General features: G+C 47.3%; 12 protein-coding genes and 1 tRNA gene. 8 read left to right on the top strand and 5 right to left on the bottom strand.

Annotation, left to right across the window (positions count from 1 at the left end):
- Nucleotides 1-4: 4 nt before the first annotated feature.
- Nucleotides 5-676 (bottom strand): GntR family transcriptional regulator, encoded by a 672-nt coding sequence (locus tag KPC83_RS02770; protein ID WP_253200998.1) that lies wholly within the window; start codon nucleotides 674-676, stop codon nucleotides 5-7.
- Nucleotides 677-960: 284 nt separating this feature from the next.
- Between KPC83_RS02770 and KPC83_RS02765 the strand changes: the two genes are divergently transcribed.
- The gene (locus tag KPC83_RS02765) at nucleotides 961-1,737 is read left to right on the top strand and encodes a dimethylarginine dimethylaminohydrolase family protein (RefSeq protein ID WP_216279040.1); all 777 of its coding nucleotides are present in this window, start codon (nucleotides 961-963) and stop codon (nucleotides 1,735-1,737) included.
- A 169-nt stretch (nucleotides 1,738-1,906) separates the two neighbouring features.
- Nucleotides 1,907-3,412, top strand: coding sequence for a basic amino acid/polyamine antiporter (locus tag KPC83_RS02760; protein ID WP_216279039.1), 1,506 nt, complete (start codon nucleotides 1,907-1,909; stop codon nucleotides 3,410-3,412).
- A 152-nt stretch (nucleotides 3,413-3,564) separates the two neighbouring features.
- Here the strand turns inward: KPC83_RS02760 and nrdG are convergent, their stop codons facing one another.
- From nrdG to KPC83_RS02745, 3 genes are all read right to left on the bottom strand, one after another.
- Nucleotides 3,565-4,158 carry an anaerobic ribonucleoside-triphosphate reductase activating protein gene (nrdG, locus tag KPC83_RS02755; RefSeq protein WP_216279038.1) on the bottom strand — a complete coding sequence of 198 codons (594 nt, stop codon included), beginning with the start codon at nucleotides 4,156-4,158 and terminating at the stop codon, nucleotides 3,565-3,567.
- 25 nt (nucleotides 4,159-4,183) lie between these two features.
- Complete coding sequence (gene nrdD, locus KPC83_RS02750) at nucleotides 4,184-6,406, bottom strand: anaerobic ribonucleoside-triphosphate reductase (RefSeq protein WP_216279037.1); 2,223 nt, start codon at nucleotides 6,404-6,406, stop codon at nucleotides 4,184-4,186.
- 653 nt (nucleotides 6,407-7,059) lie between these two features.
- Entirely contained in the window at nucleotides 7,060-8,868 is a 1,809-nt protein-coding gene (locus KPC83_RS02745; RefSeq protein WP_253200996.1) for an ABC transporter ATP-binding protein, read from the bottom strand.
- A 169-nt stretch (nucleotides 8,869-9,037) separates the two neighbouring features.
- On the opposite strand from KPC83_RS02745, the gene KPC83_RS02740 reads away from it, so the two are divergent.
- The 3 genes from KPC83_RS02740 (at nucleotide 9,038) to KPC83_RS02730 (ending at nucleotide 12,356) form a co-directional block, all read left to right on the top strand.
- A tRNA-Leu gene (locus KPC83_RS02740) sits at nucleotides 9,038-9,127 on the top strand.
- 97 nt (nucleotides 9,128-9,224) lie between these two features.
- Complete coding sequence (locus KPC83_RS02735; RefSeq protein ID WP_216279036.1) at nucleotides 9,225-11,546, top strand: GAF domain-containing SpoIIE family protein phosphatase; 2,322 nt, start codon at nucleotides 9,225-9,227, stop codon at nucleotides 11,544-11,546.
- Nucleotides 11,547-11,627: 81 nt separating this feature from the next.
- Nucleotides 11,628-12,356: an anti-sigma factor antagonist gene (locus tag KPC83_RS02730; protein ID WP_216279035.1), complete on the top strand. Its 729-nt coding sequence runs from the start codon at nucleotides 11,628-11,630 to the stop codon at nucleotides 12,354-12,356.
- 136 nt (nucleotides 12,357-12,492) lie between these two features.
- Here KPC83_RS02730 and KPC83_RS02725 read toward each other — a convergent pair whose 3' ends face one another.
- The gene (locus tag KPC83_RS02725; RefSeq protein WP_216279034.1) at nucleotides 12,493-13,515 is read right to left on the bottom strand and encodes a LacI family DNA-binding transcriptional regulator; all 1,023 of its coding nucleotides are present in this window, start codon (nucleotides 13,513-13,515) and stop codon (nucleotides 12,493-12,495) included.
- A gap of 314 nt (nucleotides 13,516-13,829) precedes the next feature.
- Here KPC83_RS02725 and KPC83_RS02720 point away from each other — a divergent pair, with 314 nt between their 5' ends.
- The 3 genes from KPC83_RS02720 to KPC83_RS02710 are packed head-to-tail and all read left to right on the top strand — an operon-like array spanning nucleotide 13,830 to nucleotide 16,958.
- Nucleotides 13,830-14,867: a Gfo/Idh/MocA family protein gene (locus KPC83_RS02720; protein ID WP_216279033.1), complete on the top strand. Its 1,038-nt coding sequence runs from the start codon at nucleotides 13,830-13,832 to the stop codon at nucleotides 14,865-14,867.
- 9 nt (nucleotides 14,868-14,876) lie between these two features.
- Complete coding sequence (locus KPC83_RS02715; protein WP_216279032.1) at nucleotides 14,877-15,797, top strand: sugar phosphate isomerase/epimerase; 921 nt, start codon at nucleotides 14,877-14,879, stop codon at nucleotides 15,795-15,797.
- Between the two features lie 60 nt (nucleotides 15,798-15,857).
- Nucleotides 15,858-16,958, top strand: coding sequence for a substrate-binding domain-containing protein (locus KPC83_RS02710; protein ID WP_216279031.1), 1,101 nt, complete (start codon nucleotides 15,858-15,860; stop codon nucleotides 16,956-16,958).
- Nucleotides 16,959-16,969: the final 11 nt, after the last annotated feature.

Genomic DNA, 16,969 nt, shown 5'->3' with positions numbered 1-16,969 from the left:
CTATTTACCAGGCGTTATATCGCGCGTTTTCTGTGCTCCAGTGAACGTCGCGAATATAGTTTTCCACCTCAGCTGCAGCACCTGCTTGAAAGAGCTCCAAAATATGAGCGTGCTCCCGATTTGCTTTGGCGAGCAACTCATAAATTGCCTCAGAGTTGAGCTCACCATAGCCTGGCTTCATGAAGGCACGATCTTGTGCTTCTAAAAGTTTCAGCAGTCGCTTATTTCCACAACGTTGCTGGTAGATGCGATGAAATTCTTTTTGAAAGCCGTCATAGCGCTCAAACATATGACTATTGATAGCAAGATTCATAGAATCCCACAAGAACTGCATGTGGTGTAAATCATCAGGCGTTAGATGCGGGCAAGCAAGTGCTGCCGCATGTCCGTCCAAAGGGCCGATTATTTCATATAACTCTCGAGCAGATTCGTCCGAAATGCCGCGCACCCGAAAGCCTCGACGAGGAATATTCTCAAGATAGCCCTCACTTGCAAGCTGAATTAACGCCTCGCGAACAGGGGTGCGTGATACACCGAGCGCTTCACAAATCATAGGCTCGGGCACACGGTCTCCAACTGAAAGCTCGTCTTGAGCAATCTTGCGTGAAATATAATCGTATACAAGGTCTTTAAGTGGTCGATATGAACCAAGTGTCACCATGGGAGCTACCTTCATACAGATGCTCTTTGCATATTTTTACGTACATATTGTATCACAACGCAACACCTCTACCCCATGCTACACAAGCAGTACAGTATTTATGTACAATGTATACGAATATAGTTTTACCTATATAACTTGCTATAAAATAAGTTCTTTATCCTCACTGTTATATGTCTCAATCTTGTGGATTATTCACGAAGTCATAGCTTCATTCCCAAAATCGTATACGAAATACTATTAGACTGAGACAAAGGCAGACAACCGAAGTTTGCCTGTGTCTTGAGAAAGGAAGCACTATGACCGCATTTACTCACACGATTGTCCGTCGTCCTTCTCGATCCCTTGTTGATGGCATCACCAGCGCGCCTGAACTTGGCAAGCCTGATTTTGAACTTGCCATTAAGCAGCACAACACCTATATCGATGCACTGCTTGCATGCGGTGTAGATGTTACGGTCTTGCCTCCCCTTGAGCAGTATCCCGATAGCGTTTTTGTTGAAGACCCCGCAGTCATTACCCGTTGTGGTGCCATTATTACCAACCCAGGTGCTGATTCGCGCAACGGTGAAAAGGATGAGATTGAGCCGGTACTCCACCGCTTCTTTGACGATGAGCACATCAAGCACATCGAAGCTCCCGGAACGCTCGACGGCGGTGACGTCATGATGGTAGGCGACCACTTCTATGTTGGCCGCTCAGCACGCACCAACGAAGAGGGTATCCGTCAATTCTTTAGCATTTTAAAAGGTTGGGGGCTCTCTGGTTCTGAGGTGCCTCTTGAGCTGGTGCTTCACCTCAAGACGGGAGTCAACTACATCGAAAACAACATTATGCTTGTTTCTGGTGAGTTTATTGAGAAGCCAGACTTTGCCGATTACACCAAGATTGTTGTTCCAGAAGACGAAGCCTATGGTGCCAACTGCATCTGGGTCAACGATACCGTCATTGTTGCCGAGGGCTACCCCACTGTGCTAAAAGCCGTTCAAGATGCCGGGTATAAGACGATTGTGGTTGATACCAGCGAGTATCGCAAACTTGATGGCGGTCTGTCCTGCATGTCACTACGTTTCTAAGTGCACGGCAAAAACACGCATAGCACGCACGGGCTGACAAAATATCGGCTGTTCAGTGCCAAAACGGTGACTGTCATAGTTATGCACCCGTGCGTACACCACTTCATAGTTCAACTCCTTGCGGCGCCTTCCTTAATTAGTAAGGCGCCGTTTCTGAAACGAGGAATATATGAATGATGTTCACACCACACCCGCGCCAAGTTCTCAAGACACGCCTCAATCCACACATGAAGAGGCCATAATCAATCCAGGCGGTCTTAATGTCTTACAACTCACCATGATGGTTATCACGTCCACCATATGCGCCGGTATTTTCTCTCTATGCGGTGACCTAGCTGCCGGCGGAGCAAACACCGGCGCAGTTCTTGTTGGCTGGCTTGTTTGCTTTATTGGCGTCTTTACCCTCATGAGTGCCTTTCGCGGACTATCTCAAGCGCGTCCCGATTTAACCGGCGGTATCTATGCCTATGCAGCCGCAGGTTTTGGCGACTTTATTGGCTTTAATTCTGCTTGGGGCTACTGGATTAGCGCATGTTTTTCTAACGTAAGCTTTGCCATTTTGCTCTTTGGGTCACTTGGTTATTTCTTCCCTATTTTTGGCGCAGGGAATAACCTTGTCTCGTTTATCTGTGCATCCATTGCCATTTGGGGCTGCTCGTTTTTGGTTTCTCGTGGCGTAAAAGAAGCCGTCAGCCTCAACACCGTAGTCACCATAGCAAAGCTTGTGCCGCTTGCACTTTTTGTGGTTGCTATCACGCTCTTAGGCAAGTTTAATCCTGAGGTTTTCTTTACCAATTTCTGGGGCGAAGCCGCAGGGCCTGATTTCTGGACGCAATTCGTCTCCACCATGATTGCGCTTGTTTGGGTCTTTACCGGTATTGAGGGTGCGGTCGTCATTTCGGGTAAGGCAAAATATGTGCGCGATGTTGGACGCGCAACCGCCCTTGGTTTTATCTCAGTCTTTATCCTCTATCTTTTTATTTCAATTCTTAGCATGGGTGTTGTACCACGTGCAGCCATGGCTGAGCTTGCAGCACCTTCTATGGCAGGTATCCTTGAGGCTGCTATAGGACCAATTGGCGCGAGTATCGTAAACTTTGGTGTCGTACTCTCACTTGCTGGCGCACTCATTGGTTATGTGGTTATTGCCGCCGAAACTCCCTATGAAGCCGCTGTGCAAGGCACCTTCCCTAAATTTTTTGCCCAAACCAACAAACATGGCGCACCAGTGGTAACCATTTATGTCAGCGCCGCCATCATGCAGCTTTTCCTTATTTTGGCAGTTGTATCCGCTGGCACCTATCAATTCTTCTATACCTGCGCCGTTAATACCATTTTGATTCCCTATGTCTGCTCTGCTGCCTATTATATGATTATTGGTATCAAGAACCAGCACCTAGATAGTCCTTTAGCACCAAATCGCACCAGTGTTATGCTCTTTGGCACACTCGCCTTTATCTATACACTCTTTTTGGTCTACACCACAGGACTTGCAGGTGTCATGGTTACAACAGTCACCTTTGCTCCTGGGCTTGTGGTTTATGCACTCGGAGAACATGGGCGTAAGAAGAAGATTCTGCCGCTCATATGGGATAAGATTATCGCTGCCTCTATTGTAATCTTGGCAGTCATCTCAATATATCTCCAGCTCACAGGCATTGCGACGTTAGTATAGAGGCTTCGTTTACACAATTGTGCGTGCAGCAGAATTGAAATATACATCACGAATAAACCCACTGCACCATAGAGCAAGATGGCACAAGAACAGTTTTCTTGTGCCATCTTTGTTAAGCGACTGCTTGATATAGCAGGCACTCAATATAGCAGCTACAAGCGACTACTCAACTGATGCGATTGATAAAGCGAGCTATCACTCCAAAGACGCACAGCATCCACAGGAGATACTCCTGCTTTGAGCTGCTCACGTGTTGCATTAAGGTCAATCAGGCGCTGATTCGATGAACCACGAAAGCGCAAACTGATGTCATAGAGCTCCTGCACAAAAGGACCATCAACCAATACATCGCATACTTGCAAGATACGGTCAGTCACTGCCGTGTAGTGAGAACCACCTGGCACAAGCTCCTGATGATAGGTGTCGCCGGTATAAATCCAAATGGTCTTTCCTGTTGAAGGTGGATAGCGCATCCGTACCCGTTCCAAGAAATTGACCAGTCCCACTTGGTTCTCAGGCTCCATAGGCTCGCCGCCCAAAACCGTCAAGCCATCCACATAACTTGGCTCAAGGCTCTTCAAAATATCATCTTCAACGGCTGTGGTAAACGGCTTGCCCGCCTTGAAGTTCCACGCTGCTTCATTAAAGCAAAACGGACAGCCCCGCCGACAACCCGATACAAAGAGCGACGTACGAATACCCTCGCCATTGGCTATATCGGCATATTTTATCGTTGCAAAGTTCACCGGCTATCCCACTCACAGCTGCTCTCTAAAGATGCAATACGCGGTCTTTAATCTCTTCTGTACGACCCTGGTTCCAAAATTGAGTACCAATGTATCCACAGGTACGGCGGGCAACGTTTAGCTTCTCCTGATCGCGGTTTTTGCAGTTGGGGCACTCCCATACCAGTTTGCCCTCGTCTTCAACAATCTGAATTTCACCATCGTAGCCGCATAACTGGCAATAATCGCTCTTAGTGTTGAGCTCGGCATACATAATGTTGTCGTAGATGTATTGCATAACACGCAAAACTGCCTTGAGGTTATCCTGCATGTTAGGAACCTCAACATACGAGATGGCACCGCCTGGAGACAAAGGCTGGAACTGGCTTTCAAACTTAAGCTTATCAAAGGCATCAATTTCTTCTGCAACATGCACGTGATAGCTATTGGTTATATAGCCACGGTCAGTAACACCAGAAACAATGCCAAAGCGACGCTGAAGTGCTTTAGCAAACTTATAGGTTGTTGACTCAAGCGGAGTGCCATACAGCGAATAGTCAATATTCTCTGCAGCCTTCCACTCGTTGCAAAGGTCATTCATATGCTGCATCACGTGCATCGCAAAAGGGGTACCTGCTGGGTCGGTATGCGAAGCGCCGGTCATATATTTAACGCACTCATAAAGCCCAGCATAACCAAGACTCATAGTTGAGTAGCCGCCATACAAAAGCTTATCAATTTTCTCACCCTTATTGAGGCGCGCAAGGGCGCCATATTGCCACAAAATAGGAGCTGCGTCAGACAAGGTACCCAAAAGGCGCTCATGACGGCAGCGCAAAGCGCGATGGCACAGTGCCAAGCGCTCATCAAAAATCTCCCAAAAACGCTCCATATCGCCCTTTGAAGACAAAGCAACGTCAGGCAAGTTAATAGTGACAACCCCTTGATTAAAACGACCATAATACTTAGGTTTATCCGGCTCATAGTTGCCCGCACGTGCCACATTATCATAGCCATTACCTGAGCGATCGGGAGTCAAGAAGCTCCGGCAACCCATGCAGGTATAGGTGTCGCCTTGACCCGGCTTTTCCCCTTTTGAAAGCTTGAGCTCACGCATCTTTTTCTCAGAGATGTAGTCAGGCACCATGCGCCTAGCTGTACATTTTGCTGCAAGCTCCGTAAGATAAAAGTACGGAGTTCCTTCGGTAACGTTATCTTCTTCAAGTACATAAATGAGTTTAGGAAACGCCGGTGTCACCCAAACACCCGCTTCATTTTTAACGCCCTCGTAGCGCTGGCGCAGTGTTTCTTCAATAATCATGGCAAGGTCATGCTTTTCTTGCTCAGAGCGTGCTTCGTTAAGGTACATAAATACCGTTACAAATGGTGCTTGACCATTGGTGGTCATGAGTGTTACCACCTGATATTGAATGGTTTGTACACCACGGCGAATCTCATCGCGCAGACGCGTCTCAACAAGCTCTGCAATCTTTTCTGTATCGGCTACAACGCCCAAATCGGCAAGTTCAGCCTCAACCAAACGGCGGATTTTCTTACGGCTTACATCAACAAAAGGTGCAAGGTGCGTAAGAGAGATAGATTGTCCGCCATACTGACACGATGCCACCTGAGCAATAATTTGTGTTGCAATATTGCAGGCCGTAGAAAAGCTATGCGGACGCTCAATAAGCGTACCTGAAATAACGGTGCCATTTTGTAGCATATCTTCAAGATTAACGAGGTCACAGTTATGCATATGCTGGGCAAAATAATCTGAATCGTGGAAATGAATAATGCCCTCGTTATGAGCCTCAACAATCTCTTGCGGCAAAAGTACACGCTGCGTCAGGTCTTTTGAAACCTCGCCAGCCATATAGTCACGCTGTACCGAGTTGACCGTAGGGTTTTTGTTTGAGTTTTCCTGCTTAACCTCTTCGTTATTGCACTCAATGAGCGATAGAATTTTGTCATCAGTGGTGTTTTTGGTGCGCTTAAGGCTTTGCAGATAGCGATAAATAATATAGCGACGCGCCACTTCATACCGACCAAGCTTCATAATCTCGTTTTCAACAAGGTCTTGAATCTCTTCAACCGATACCGTGTGCCCTGCCCGCTCGCAATTCTCTGCCACGTTTTGCGCCGCAAAATCAATCTCTCGCTCCTTCAAACGAAGGTCAGGCGCAACTTCTGCATTGGCACCTTTAATGGCATTGATAATCTTCTCAATATCAAATGAGACCTCAGCGCCGCTTCGTTTGATGATTTTCACCGCAAACACTCCTTCAATATGGCTGCGACACTGCACGCAAAACAAAGCAGGCGCTCCAAGCGCTTGGCCTATGTCTTACATACAGTGCATACTCACGTGGTGTGACCTGAGCTTGGTAAAAGAACAAGTCAAATGAAACAAAGCCCCACATTGCACATGATGTGCAATCAAGTGGTACTCAAGTGTAATACAGTTTAGGCACTATATAGATGTATTTCTTAGATTATGAACACAATATATTGTGTTTTTGCAGCTCATCATATGATTAAAATTTTTATAAGAAGATACAAACTGTAGCTCTATGTACGTTTAGGGATACACGTTTCTGTAAACAACCTGGATCGTTTCTGGGGTTTCCCAAAAAACATGTGATGGCTTTGTGCGCTCACTTTTGACGTCTGTGCTTCCTTGTAGGACTTTGGAGGCGTTACTATTTAGAAAGAAGGTATCCACAAGCACATGTTAGATGTACAAGATGGCCGCATGCAGTGAACAATCACTCATCGAAACCCATGTCTAATACCATGTGCGCCCCTATCGCATTCAAGCAGCCATATACAACAACGAGGTAGCCATAAGCTACCTCGTTGCGTACCGTTCTATGTTTATAGTCAATAACTTGAAATGGCTCTTAATCCACCTTGTTAGCGTCCTTACTCGTTTGACAAGAATGAGCCCGATTGTCGACTCCAGAGTTTTTCGTATTCACCGCCAGCATGCATTAACTCGTGATGCGGACCATCTTCAACAATCTTACCATCACGAATAACAACAATACGGTCAAGCTCAGCCACCGTTGACAAACGATGTGCTACCACAATGGCAGTGCGGTTGCGCATAAGCTCACCGAGCGCATCTTGAATAAGCTTCTCGCTTTCAGAGTCGAGTGCACTCGTTGCCTCGTCAAGCACCAGAATAGGCGCATCAGTAAGCATGGCACGAGCAATAGCTATACGCTGGCGCTGACCACCAGAAAGCTTAACGCCGCGCTCTCCCACCTGTGTCTCAAACCCATCGGGCAGTTTCTCAATAAACTCGAGTGCATTAGCACGCCGCGCCGCTTCTATAATTTCTTCCTCACTCGCCCCAGGTTTGCCATAGGCAATATTCTCTCGAATACTGCGATGAAAGAGTAGGGGCTCTTGTGGCACATAGGCAATATGCTTTCGCAAACTCACCTGGCTTACCTCAGCGATATTCATGCCATCTATTGAAATAGAACCGCCAACAAGATCTGCAAGGCGCAGCAGCAAAGTAGTTAGGGTTGTTTTTCCAGAACCTGAACGACCAACCAAGCCAACGCGCTGACCAGCGGGAATAGCAAGCGAAAAGTCCTTGAACACCACATCGCCCGCGCGTGCATCGGCATAGCTAAAGTCCACATGCGAAAACTCAAGCGCACCATGAGGAACCTGAAGCTCAGCCGCTCCCGGAATATCATCTACAAGACGCGGTTCATCAAGCGCCACCGTGAGGTCATGTGCCTCACCAAGAGCGGTGTTAATCTGCTCAAAGGTCATGGCAAGCAAATTCATACGCGAGGTAAGCGCATTGGTATAGCTAAACATCATAACAAGCGTACCAGCAGAAATCCCAAACCACGCGTTGCCGCCTGCAATAAAAATGGCAACGAGTGCCATCATGACCACCAGCATTGAACTCATGGTGGCACCAGTTTTTACGGTACGAATCATGCGGGCAGAGTCAGCGCGCTTTACCTCGTTATTTGCCTGCTCAAACAAAGAGCGCTCAAAGTCCTCGCGCCCAGAGGTTTTTACTGCCAAGATATTGGTAATGGAATCAGAAAGCTCGCCTGAAAGTTTATTTTGAGCTGAGCTGGCAGCTGCGTTATAGGGCAATACCTTGCGATACTGGAAAAAGACAATAAAGGCATAGGCAACCATAATGAGTGCAAGGATAAGCACATAAACAGGTACCAAAGGTGCCAGCAAACTGATGGTCAACAATGCCGAAAAAATAGTCGGCATGGCAAGATAGACAACGTTTGAAACAAGCTGGTTATAGGCAGCAATAAACTTTTGAGTTGAACTTACCAGCGCACCGCCAAAGCGATTTGCATGAAAGGTCATCGACTGATTAGAAAGCGCATCGAAAGCCCAGCGCCCCAACTCATATCCTGCACCAATCTTTAGGCGCGCCGCAGTATAGTCCTGCAACTTTGAGCATACCTGCCCAATAACGTTAACAGCAATCAGAAGAACAATAGCTGGACCAAAAGTAGAAAAGACTTGGTCAGGACCAATGCCTCCTTCCCCCACCTTATCTACAATCCACGCAACAACCTGCGGACTTGCAAAGGTGAGAAAATAAACATAGCCCAAGGTGACAAGCACATTTGCAAGAAACATAGGCAATTGAAGGCGCGTTACTCGTCCATAATAGTAAAGAGTGCGCTTGGTAACGGAATTTTTCTTATGTTGTGATGATGTGTGCTGGCTCACGATACTCCTCTCATATGGTTTAAGCTTGAAAGATATACCCACTTATCCATCTCACAAGCTGCTTATTTACTAAGAGTTCCGCACCTGCAAAATATCTTTTCTAAATTGCAAAAGAAATCTCTTGCATATCTAATACACCTTGGGGTAGACTTCTTTTTGCTGAAACCACGTCGGAGTGGCGGAATTGGCAGACGCGCTAGCTTGAGGTGCTAGTGTCCAAACCTAGGACATGCGGGTTCAAGTCCCGCCTCCGACACCATTGCATCGCACCCGGGCTCAACGCCTTGGATTGAAGGCCTCCCAAGGAGGCTTTTTTTGTAGCGATCAAGACTGTGACCAGCATAAAGGAGGCTCGCATGGAAGCCATGAGTGAGCGAGAACTCGCTGAGGTTGCCCACATCGTTGAGATAACGAGCGATGCAGTCATTCTGTGTGCACTAGACGGTACCGTGCTTCATGTTAATCAGCAGACGGTGCAAGTTTTGCAAAGTAGCCGTGAGCGCATTGTTGGACATGATGTAAAAGATTTGCTCTTTAGCGCAAACTTTGAGCGCGCGTCAGAACATGCACTTCCCTTTAGCATTGACGGCGCCGACAATACACAGATGCTCAAACTTTCTGACGGCTCCTTTATTCCGGTGCGCGTACGCGCCTTACCCCTCACTCCTGCCCGCTTTGCCCTCGGCGAGCGCCGCCATAAGCGTATTTTGGTGGTATTGAAAAGCCTTGAGACCGAGCTTGCGCATGACCGCAAAACCAAGCGCTTACTCGCGCGCTTGAGCTCAGCTAATAAGCGCCTCTCAGGGACGCTCGATATTATTATGGCAACCGCTGGGTCAAAAGACGTGACCGAGCTTATAGATACGGTTTTGAATCGCTTGGTAGACACCTTAGATGCTGATGGTGCAACCATTTATTTTGCTGAGGCTGGAGGCTTTAAGTTGCGAGGCACCTCCCAACAACTCATTGAGAAGGTGGGCTATGTGCCGTCGTATGTACCCTTAGGTGCAGGTGTTGGAACCTATGTGCTACACGCCGGAAGCGCCTGTCGCTTTTCAGTGATTGCACCTGTATCTAAAAGCGCACATGCAGGCATGCTCTACGACCTTGATAAACGCGTGTCTAAACCGCTACAGATGCAAGACACCCCACCGTTTAAGGCCTTAATTGCCGTGCCGGTCTTTTTTGGTACACAGGTACTCGGAGTTATAGAACTTGGCTGGCTGCGCCCTACCACGCCGCGCAAGCATGACGTGCATGTTCTCGAAATTATTTGCGACTATCTCTCTATTGAGCTGGTGGAACTGGTGAGCAATCTACGAGCTCAGAGAACCGCTGAGCTCACGCGCTCAATGAATCATGTGCGCGATGCCCTCTTTCAGGCAAAATCGGATGCCCGTCATGCGTGGCAGGTTCTTATGACAGAAATTCGTCATATGCTGAGCTGTCATGTTTGCACTGTGATTCCTGATTCCGTGCATAACCAGTACTATGTTGATTTTGACGGAGGGTCGCGACGCGTGCTACCAGGTAGCATCGAAGACTTATTTTTCTCAACAACTCTGCCTGTCGCCTCGCCTGCGCGCACCATTGCCTCAGGCGGCTTTATGCCATATGAAGCAGATGCTGATGTAGCACCGCGTGTAGTACGCGTTGAGATGAGCTCATCGCTTGGAATGTGGCTACAGCGCCATGGCCTGCCTTGCCAGGGAGTATTTGTTGACTTTGGACAAGAGCTCACACTTGCCCTGACGGCGCAGGAAGAGGTGTCTACAACTACAAGCTCTCCGGTCACAGCACTTGACCGAGCGGGGCGCATTAGGCGCAGTCGCATGGTTTTGTTCTTGCGCGATGCAACACAAGAGCCCATCGATGACGTGGAATATGACTATCTTGAACGTATGACTCGCGAATTTAAGCGTATAGATATTGGTGAGCGTGAGCGCAAGCACGAGCAGCTTATTTCGCAAGCCTTGCAGTTGGGTATGCAAAGCCGCTTAGCCCATGTGCCAGGGCTAATAACTGACGCACTCTATTCGAGCGCAACCAAACAAGCGCTTGTTGGTGGCGACTTTTATACACTGGTACGCTTGCCTGATAAGCGTGCTGTCATGATTTTGGGTGATGTTTCAGGCAAGGGTATTGAAGCTGCATCGATGTCGGCAATGGTTAAAACAGCGCTAACAGCCTATGCTTGGGAAGGCATGCAGCCGGTTGCCATGGTGCGTGCCCTTAACCGTATGCTCACGGCGTTTTCGCGCGTTGAAACCTTTGTGACGGTTTTTGTTGCAAAAATTGATATTGCAACAGGTGTTTTGAGGTATTGCTCAGCAGGTAATCCACCAACAATGTTGGCACGCGCTAATGGTGAGGCCGAGTTTTTGACGGTACAGTCTGGCGTAGTGGGTGCTTTTGACACCATGCAATACAAAGAAGGGTTCATAGAGCTTGAAGCAGGCGACATCCTCTTCATGTATACCGATGGCGCAATCGAAGCACGAAATCCTGATGGGGATTTTTACGGTGAAGAACGCTTACAAGAGACTATACGCGGCTTAAGCGCGCTTGGCGTGTCAGGGCTTTGTCATCAGGTACTCGACAACTTGGATCGCTTTACCGGCTCTGGTCTTGATGACGATGTTGCTATGGTGGCGTTGAGCTTGAACGATGAGGCATAAGCACGCAACCGTTCACCGATGGGTTTTTCCACTCGCCGCCTTGACGGTTTTATCAAGCGATATACGGGGTAGTATAGCCCCATGCATGAATGGACAGACATAGCACTCATCGCCCCTGCAGCCGATATTGACCTCTCAACGGTTGCAATTTTACGCGAGCAGCTCGACGCGCTCCTCGAAAGTGGAGCACGCCGGATTCTCGTCAGTTGTAAGAGTGTGACCTTTATCGATTCGAGCGGTCTGGCGCTCCTGCTCAGCCGCGCGCGGCGAGCACATCAACTCGGAGGCTTGCTCTCCCTTGCGGATACCTCCCCCGCCCTCACGCGCTTTTTACAAATTGTACAGGTCATAGATGTTTTGCATGTACGACCAGCGCAGCGTGAACCACTGCCTGTTTTAACACCTGGCGCTATGCCCACGTGGAGCAAAAGCCTTGCAGTGAACGCTGGAATTGAACACTTGCCTGACGCGCGCCGCCGCGTGAGCGAGCTTTTAGAGCAGCTTGCACTCTCGGAAGCTGACCGCTTTGACACAGCACTTGCCGCAGGTGAGGCACTCTCAAACGCCCTTGACCATAGCAATGGCAGTGGTTGTACCCTCTATATGATGGCATATGCCGATCGCGTGGTAATAGAGGTCAAAGACTGTGGCACTGGTTTTGAAATTGCGCCCGATGTATGCCCTGCAGCACGAGAAGAGCGAGGACGCGGCATTCGTCTCATGCGTATGCTTATGGACAGCGTAGAAATTCGCCGCCGCCGTGATGCCGAAACGGGAACCTGCTGTCGGCTTATAAAGCTGCTGGACTAAGAATAGTTCAATGCTTGCAGCTATCTGCTCTGTCAAATGCCAGATGCCAAATAAAAAACTTCAAGTGCTACCACCTGTGGCAAAGATTGAGTTTTATGTGGCTGGTCACTAGGCATAATCACCTAATCCAAGCGGTCTACTCGCTACGCGTGCTTTTTCTTGCAAGGGTGGTTTCACGGACAATAAGCTCAGTATCAAGCACAACACTACCACTTGAGTGCTTACCTTTTATTTGTTCAATAACCATCGAGCAGGCAGTTGCGCCCATACGATATCGTGGCTGATTAACAGTGGTAAGCGGTGGGGTAACCATCTCCGACATGCTCACGTTATCAAAGCCAATAATCATAAGGTCGTCGGGCACCATAATGTGATACTTGTGAGCAGCGCCAAGCACTGCGGCACCAAAGACATCTGAACAGCAAAAAATACCTTCAGGAATGTGTTTTGATGCAAAAAGATTACACGCCTCAGCATAGGCAAGACCAAAAGAGTTATCAGGAATTTTTCTAATCCATTCTGGGTGAATCTCAATGCCATTTTGTTCAAGAACTTGCTTAAAAGCGCGATAACGTTCGCGAGCATACTTAAAAGAAGAAGGTCCGCGCAAGATACCTAAACTTGTGCAGCCGCAAGCAATCAAGTGCTCAGTTGCTTTAGCGGCAGATGCAAAGTCATCAATTGAGACGTACGGAACTGAGCTGTCTGGATTAAACTCACAGCACTGCACAACAGGAGCAATGCTTTTCAGTCGTTCAAGTGTCTGCGCATCAAGAGGAGAAACTACCAAAATGCCAGAAACACCTAGATAGGAAAGCTGGTTATAGAGCGAATCTGACCCCTCTTGCTCAAGGCGTGACCAGATAATGCAGGTATCATATCCTTTTGAGCGCGCTGCAACTTGCATGCCGCGAATAATTTCTGCATAAAATGGATTATCAAGCCAAGGAATCTCTATAGCGATAAGTCCTTTTGAAGTTCCATAGCTTTGTCTTCGTGCGGTGCTTGGAGGCTCATATTTGAACTCCTGCATAGTGGTTGAAATAAGCGTTCTCGTTGCGCTGTTAACAAGTTCTGGATGATTGATTGCACGTGAAACGGTCGCAGAAGACACGCCAGCAGCTGTAGCAATTTGCTCAATAGTTACCTTAGCTTTCACGTAGTCCTCCGTATGCTACAGGATGCTAAAAATTGTTACTGTATCCTAATACAGATTATGAATTATTTTCATGAGGCTGATAAATAAATATGAAAAATAAAACATGTTATGAAAAATTTTCATAACACATCATTCTTTTAGATTAGCATAAACATAAGAGTATCAACAAAGACAAAATACTAGACTACCGTTAACAAGTATTTTTATACCGTTCACCTAATTCTCTCTTCAAAGGTCAGCAAAGTTGGTGGTACTTTAAGAATGAAAAGATTACAAAAAATATATGAAATCTTTTCATATGAGAAGGAGTAGGCATGATTGGAATTGGAATTATTGGCTGTGGCAAGATTGCACAAGTGCGTCATATACCAGAATACGCAGCGCATCCAAACGTGAAGATTGTTGCACTCTTCGACCTTAACAGCGAGCGGGCCACAGAACTTGCAGCTTTGTATGGAGCAAAAGCCTGTAAAACAATAGACGAACTGTTGTCTCTAACAGACATTGATGCAGTAAGTATCTGCACGGCAAATATCGCTCACGCAAAGCACACCATCGCTGCCCTGCAGGCTGGCAAACATGTTTTGTGTGAAAAGCCCATGGCAAGCACCGCTGTTGAATGTGAGGCGATGGTTGCTGCAGCTCAAGCCGCTACAAAGCAACTCATGATTGACCAAAACCAGCGTTTAACACAAGCACACCAGAAGGCAAAAGAGCTTATTTTGACAGGGGCAATTGGTGAGGTTTTAAGTTTTAGAACATGCTTTGCTCACGGTGGCCCTGAAACGTGGAGCGTTGACCCTGGTACCGGTAGCTGGTTTTTTGATAAATCTCAGGCTGCTATGGGAGCGCTGGGAGATTTAGGCGTGCACAAAATTGACCTTATCCAATATATTTTAGACGACGAGATTACCAGCGTATGTGCCCGCTTAGCAACGCTCGACAAACGCTACAGTAACGGTGAGCTGGTACAGGTTGATGATAATGCTCTGTGCCTTATGCAAACAGCAAAAGGTGCTCTTGGAAGTCTCACAGCAAGTTGGACCAACTATGGTTCTGAACAAAATGCAACAACAATTTTTGGCACCAAAGGCATTCTTAAAATTTATGAGAATCCTGCCTACAGCATCGTGCTTGAAATGGCAGATGGCACGCGCACCCTCATGGAACTTGAAAGCATTCAAACAAACGATAATCAAACTAAAAGCGGGGTAATTGACGCGTTTGTTGATGCGCTCATCGCCGGAACAAAGGTGCCCATACCAGGGGCATCCGTACTCTCAGCTATGCGAGTTGTTGATGCCTGCATAGTTTCAAATGCAAACGCACAATGGGTTGAAGTAAAAAGGTAGGCAATACGTATGCAATTTGGTTTACTAAGTGCGATTTTAGACGGCTGGACTTTTGAAGAGTCGGTAGAACTTGCCTCCTCAATTGGTTTTACAACCATGGAATTAGCTGCTTGGCCAAAAGGTACAGCAGAGCGCAGGTATGCAGGCGTATCCCATATAGATGTTAAGCGCGTCTTATATGACACAGAATACGTCGCTTACATGCAAGAAACGCTTGCAAAAAACAAAATGAGCATCTCAAGCCTCGCTTATTATCCAAATCCGCTTGATAGACAACTCGAAAAACGTCAAGCAGCTTTGGAGCATCTTGAGCTAGTTATACAAGCAAGCGCCAAGCTTGGCATTGGGCTGGTTACTACGTTTATTGGGCGAGATCAGTTTGGAACTGTTGAAGAGAATTTAGCTCTCGTTAAAACGGTATGGCCACATCTTTTAGACTGCGCAAAAGACGCTGATGTAAAAATTGGCATTGAGAATTGCCCTATGCTGTTTGGGCCTGAGCAATGGCCTGGTGGGCAAAATATTATGAGCACGCCCGCTCTGTGGCATAAGGTTTTTGACATACTCGATAGCGATTACTTGGGACTAAATTTTGATCCGAGCCACTTTGTTTGGCAGCAGCTCGATTATGTTGGTGCCGTCTATGAGTTTGCGGACAAGCTATTTCATATTCACCTAAAAGATATCAAGCTCAGACGCGATAAGCTGAGCCGTGTAGGTACTATGGCATATCCCCTTGATTACATGCTTCCGAAAATTCCTGGGCTTGGCGATGTTAATTGGGGTCACTTTATCTCGGCTCTAACCGATGTGGCGTATACCGGTCCTGTGGTGCTTGAAGTTGAAGACAAGTCGTTTGAAGGTTCAAAAGAGCGGGTTATTGACTCGATTAAGCAAAGCTATAGATATCTTTCCCCGTTCATATCCTAGGTTATTGGTGTTTTGCTTTGTATAAAACAGTCAAATACAAAGCAGGAAATGGAGGATACCATGAAAAATCTCAGCAGGCGTTCGTTTATTGCAGGTACCGGAGCAGCAGCTGTTATGGCAGGTCTTCTAACAGCTTGTGGCAAAACACAAGGTTCTGCTGATGCTCCCACAGCAGAGGGCTCAGCTAAAAGCATCTATGTTTTAACGCCCTCTGAGGACCACGGCTGGACTGGCTCGGTGGCAACCTTTGCAAAGGCAAAAATTGCAGATGTGAATGCTACTGCCACGTATAAAGCAGAGCTTCAAACAGCAGATTCTGCCGCTAAACAAATAAGCGAACTTGAGGACATTTTAGCTGGTAACAAAGAACATATTGCGGGTATCGTAATTCAGCCCATGGATGACACGGTACAATCTGCTATCCAATCTGTCGTTGATGCAAATATTCCCTACGTTGCTTTCGACCGTATTATTGACGCTGTTGCACCAGCTGCCGTTTCAAACGTTAAAGGCGATAACGCAGGCATTGGTGCTGGCTGCGCCTCGTACTTTGTAGCTCACGGATTGAAGCCTAAAGACAAGGTTTACGTTTTTGAAGGAGACACTTCTTCGGTTACCACCCTGCGCAACCAAGGCTTTGTTGATTATCTATGCGGTAAGCTCGCGTTTGATGGTGCCAAAATTGATGAGAGCCTCAAGTGGACAGAAGATGACCTTGCGTCCATTACATACTCTGGAGCTATGAACTGGAGTCGCTCTGATACCAAAACAGCGTTTGAATCACTCATGGGTGATGCCGCTAATACTGATATTAAGTGGTTTTATGCAGAAGACGATGAGCTAGCCATGGGTATCATTGAGGCGCTCGAAGGCGGCGGTATTGCTGATAGCAGCAAAGAAAGCTTCCTCGCTCATAAGCCCTATATTACCGGTTGTGGCGGCTTAGATGAACTCTATGAAATTCTTCGCGGCAATACGCATCGAGAGATGCTAGCTCAGCTTGGCGGACTTATGAGCGTCACATACAGCCCCTCTATGATTCAACTTGCTATTCAAGACCTCGTTGACCATCTGGATAACAAGACTGTTGTACAAGACCATGTTATCACGTGCCAAAACGTCACCGCAGACAATGTAGCTGAGTTTGAGTCCTTTAAGTAAGGGAATTGTTC

It is taken from the genome of Collinsella sp. zg1085 (genome assembly GCF_018889955.1).
Taxonomy (GTDB): domain Bacteria; phylum Actinomycetota; class Coriobacteriia; order Coriobacteriales; family Coriobacteriaceae; genus Collinsella.
Note: the sequence above shows the minus strand (reverse complement) of the source record. Positions and strands in the feature narration are given on the sequence as shown.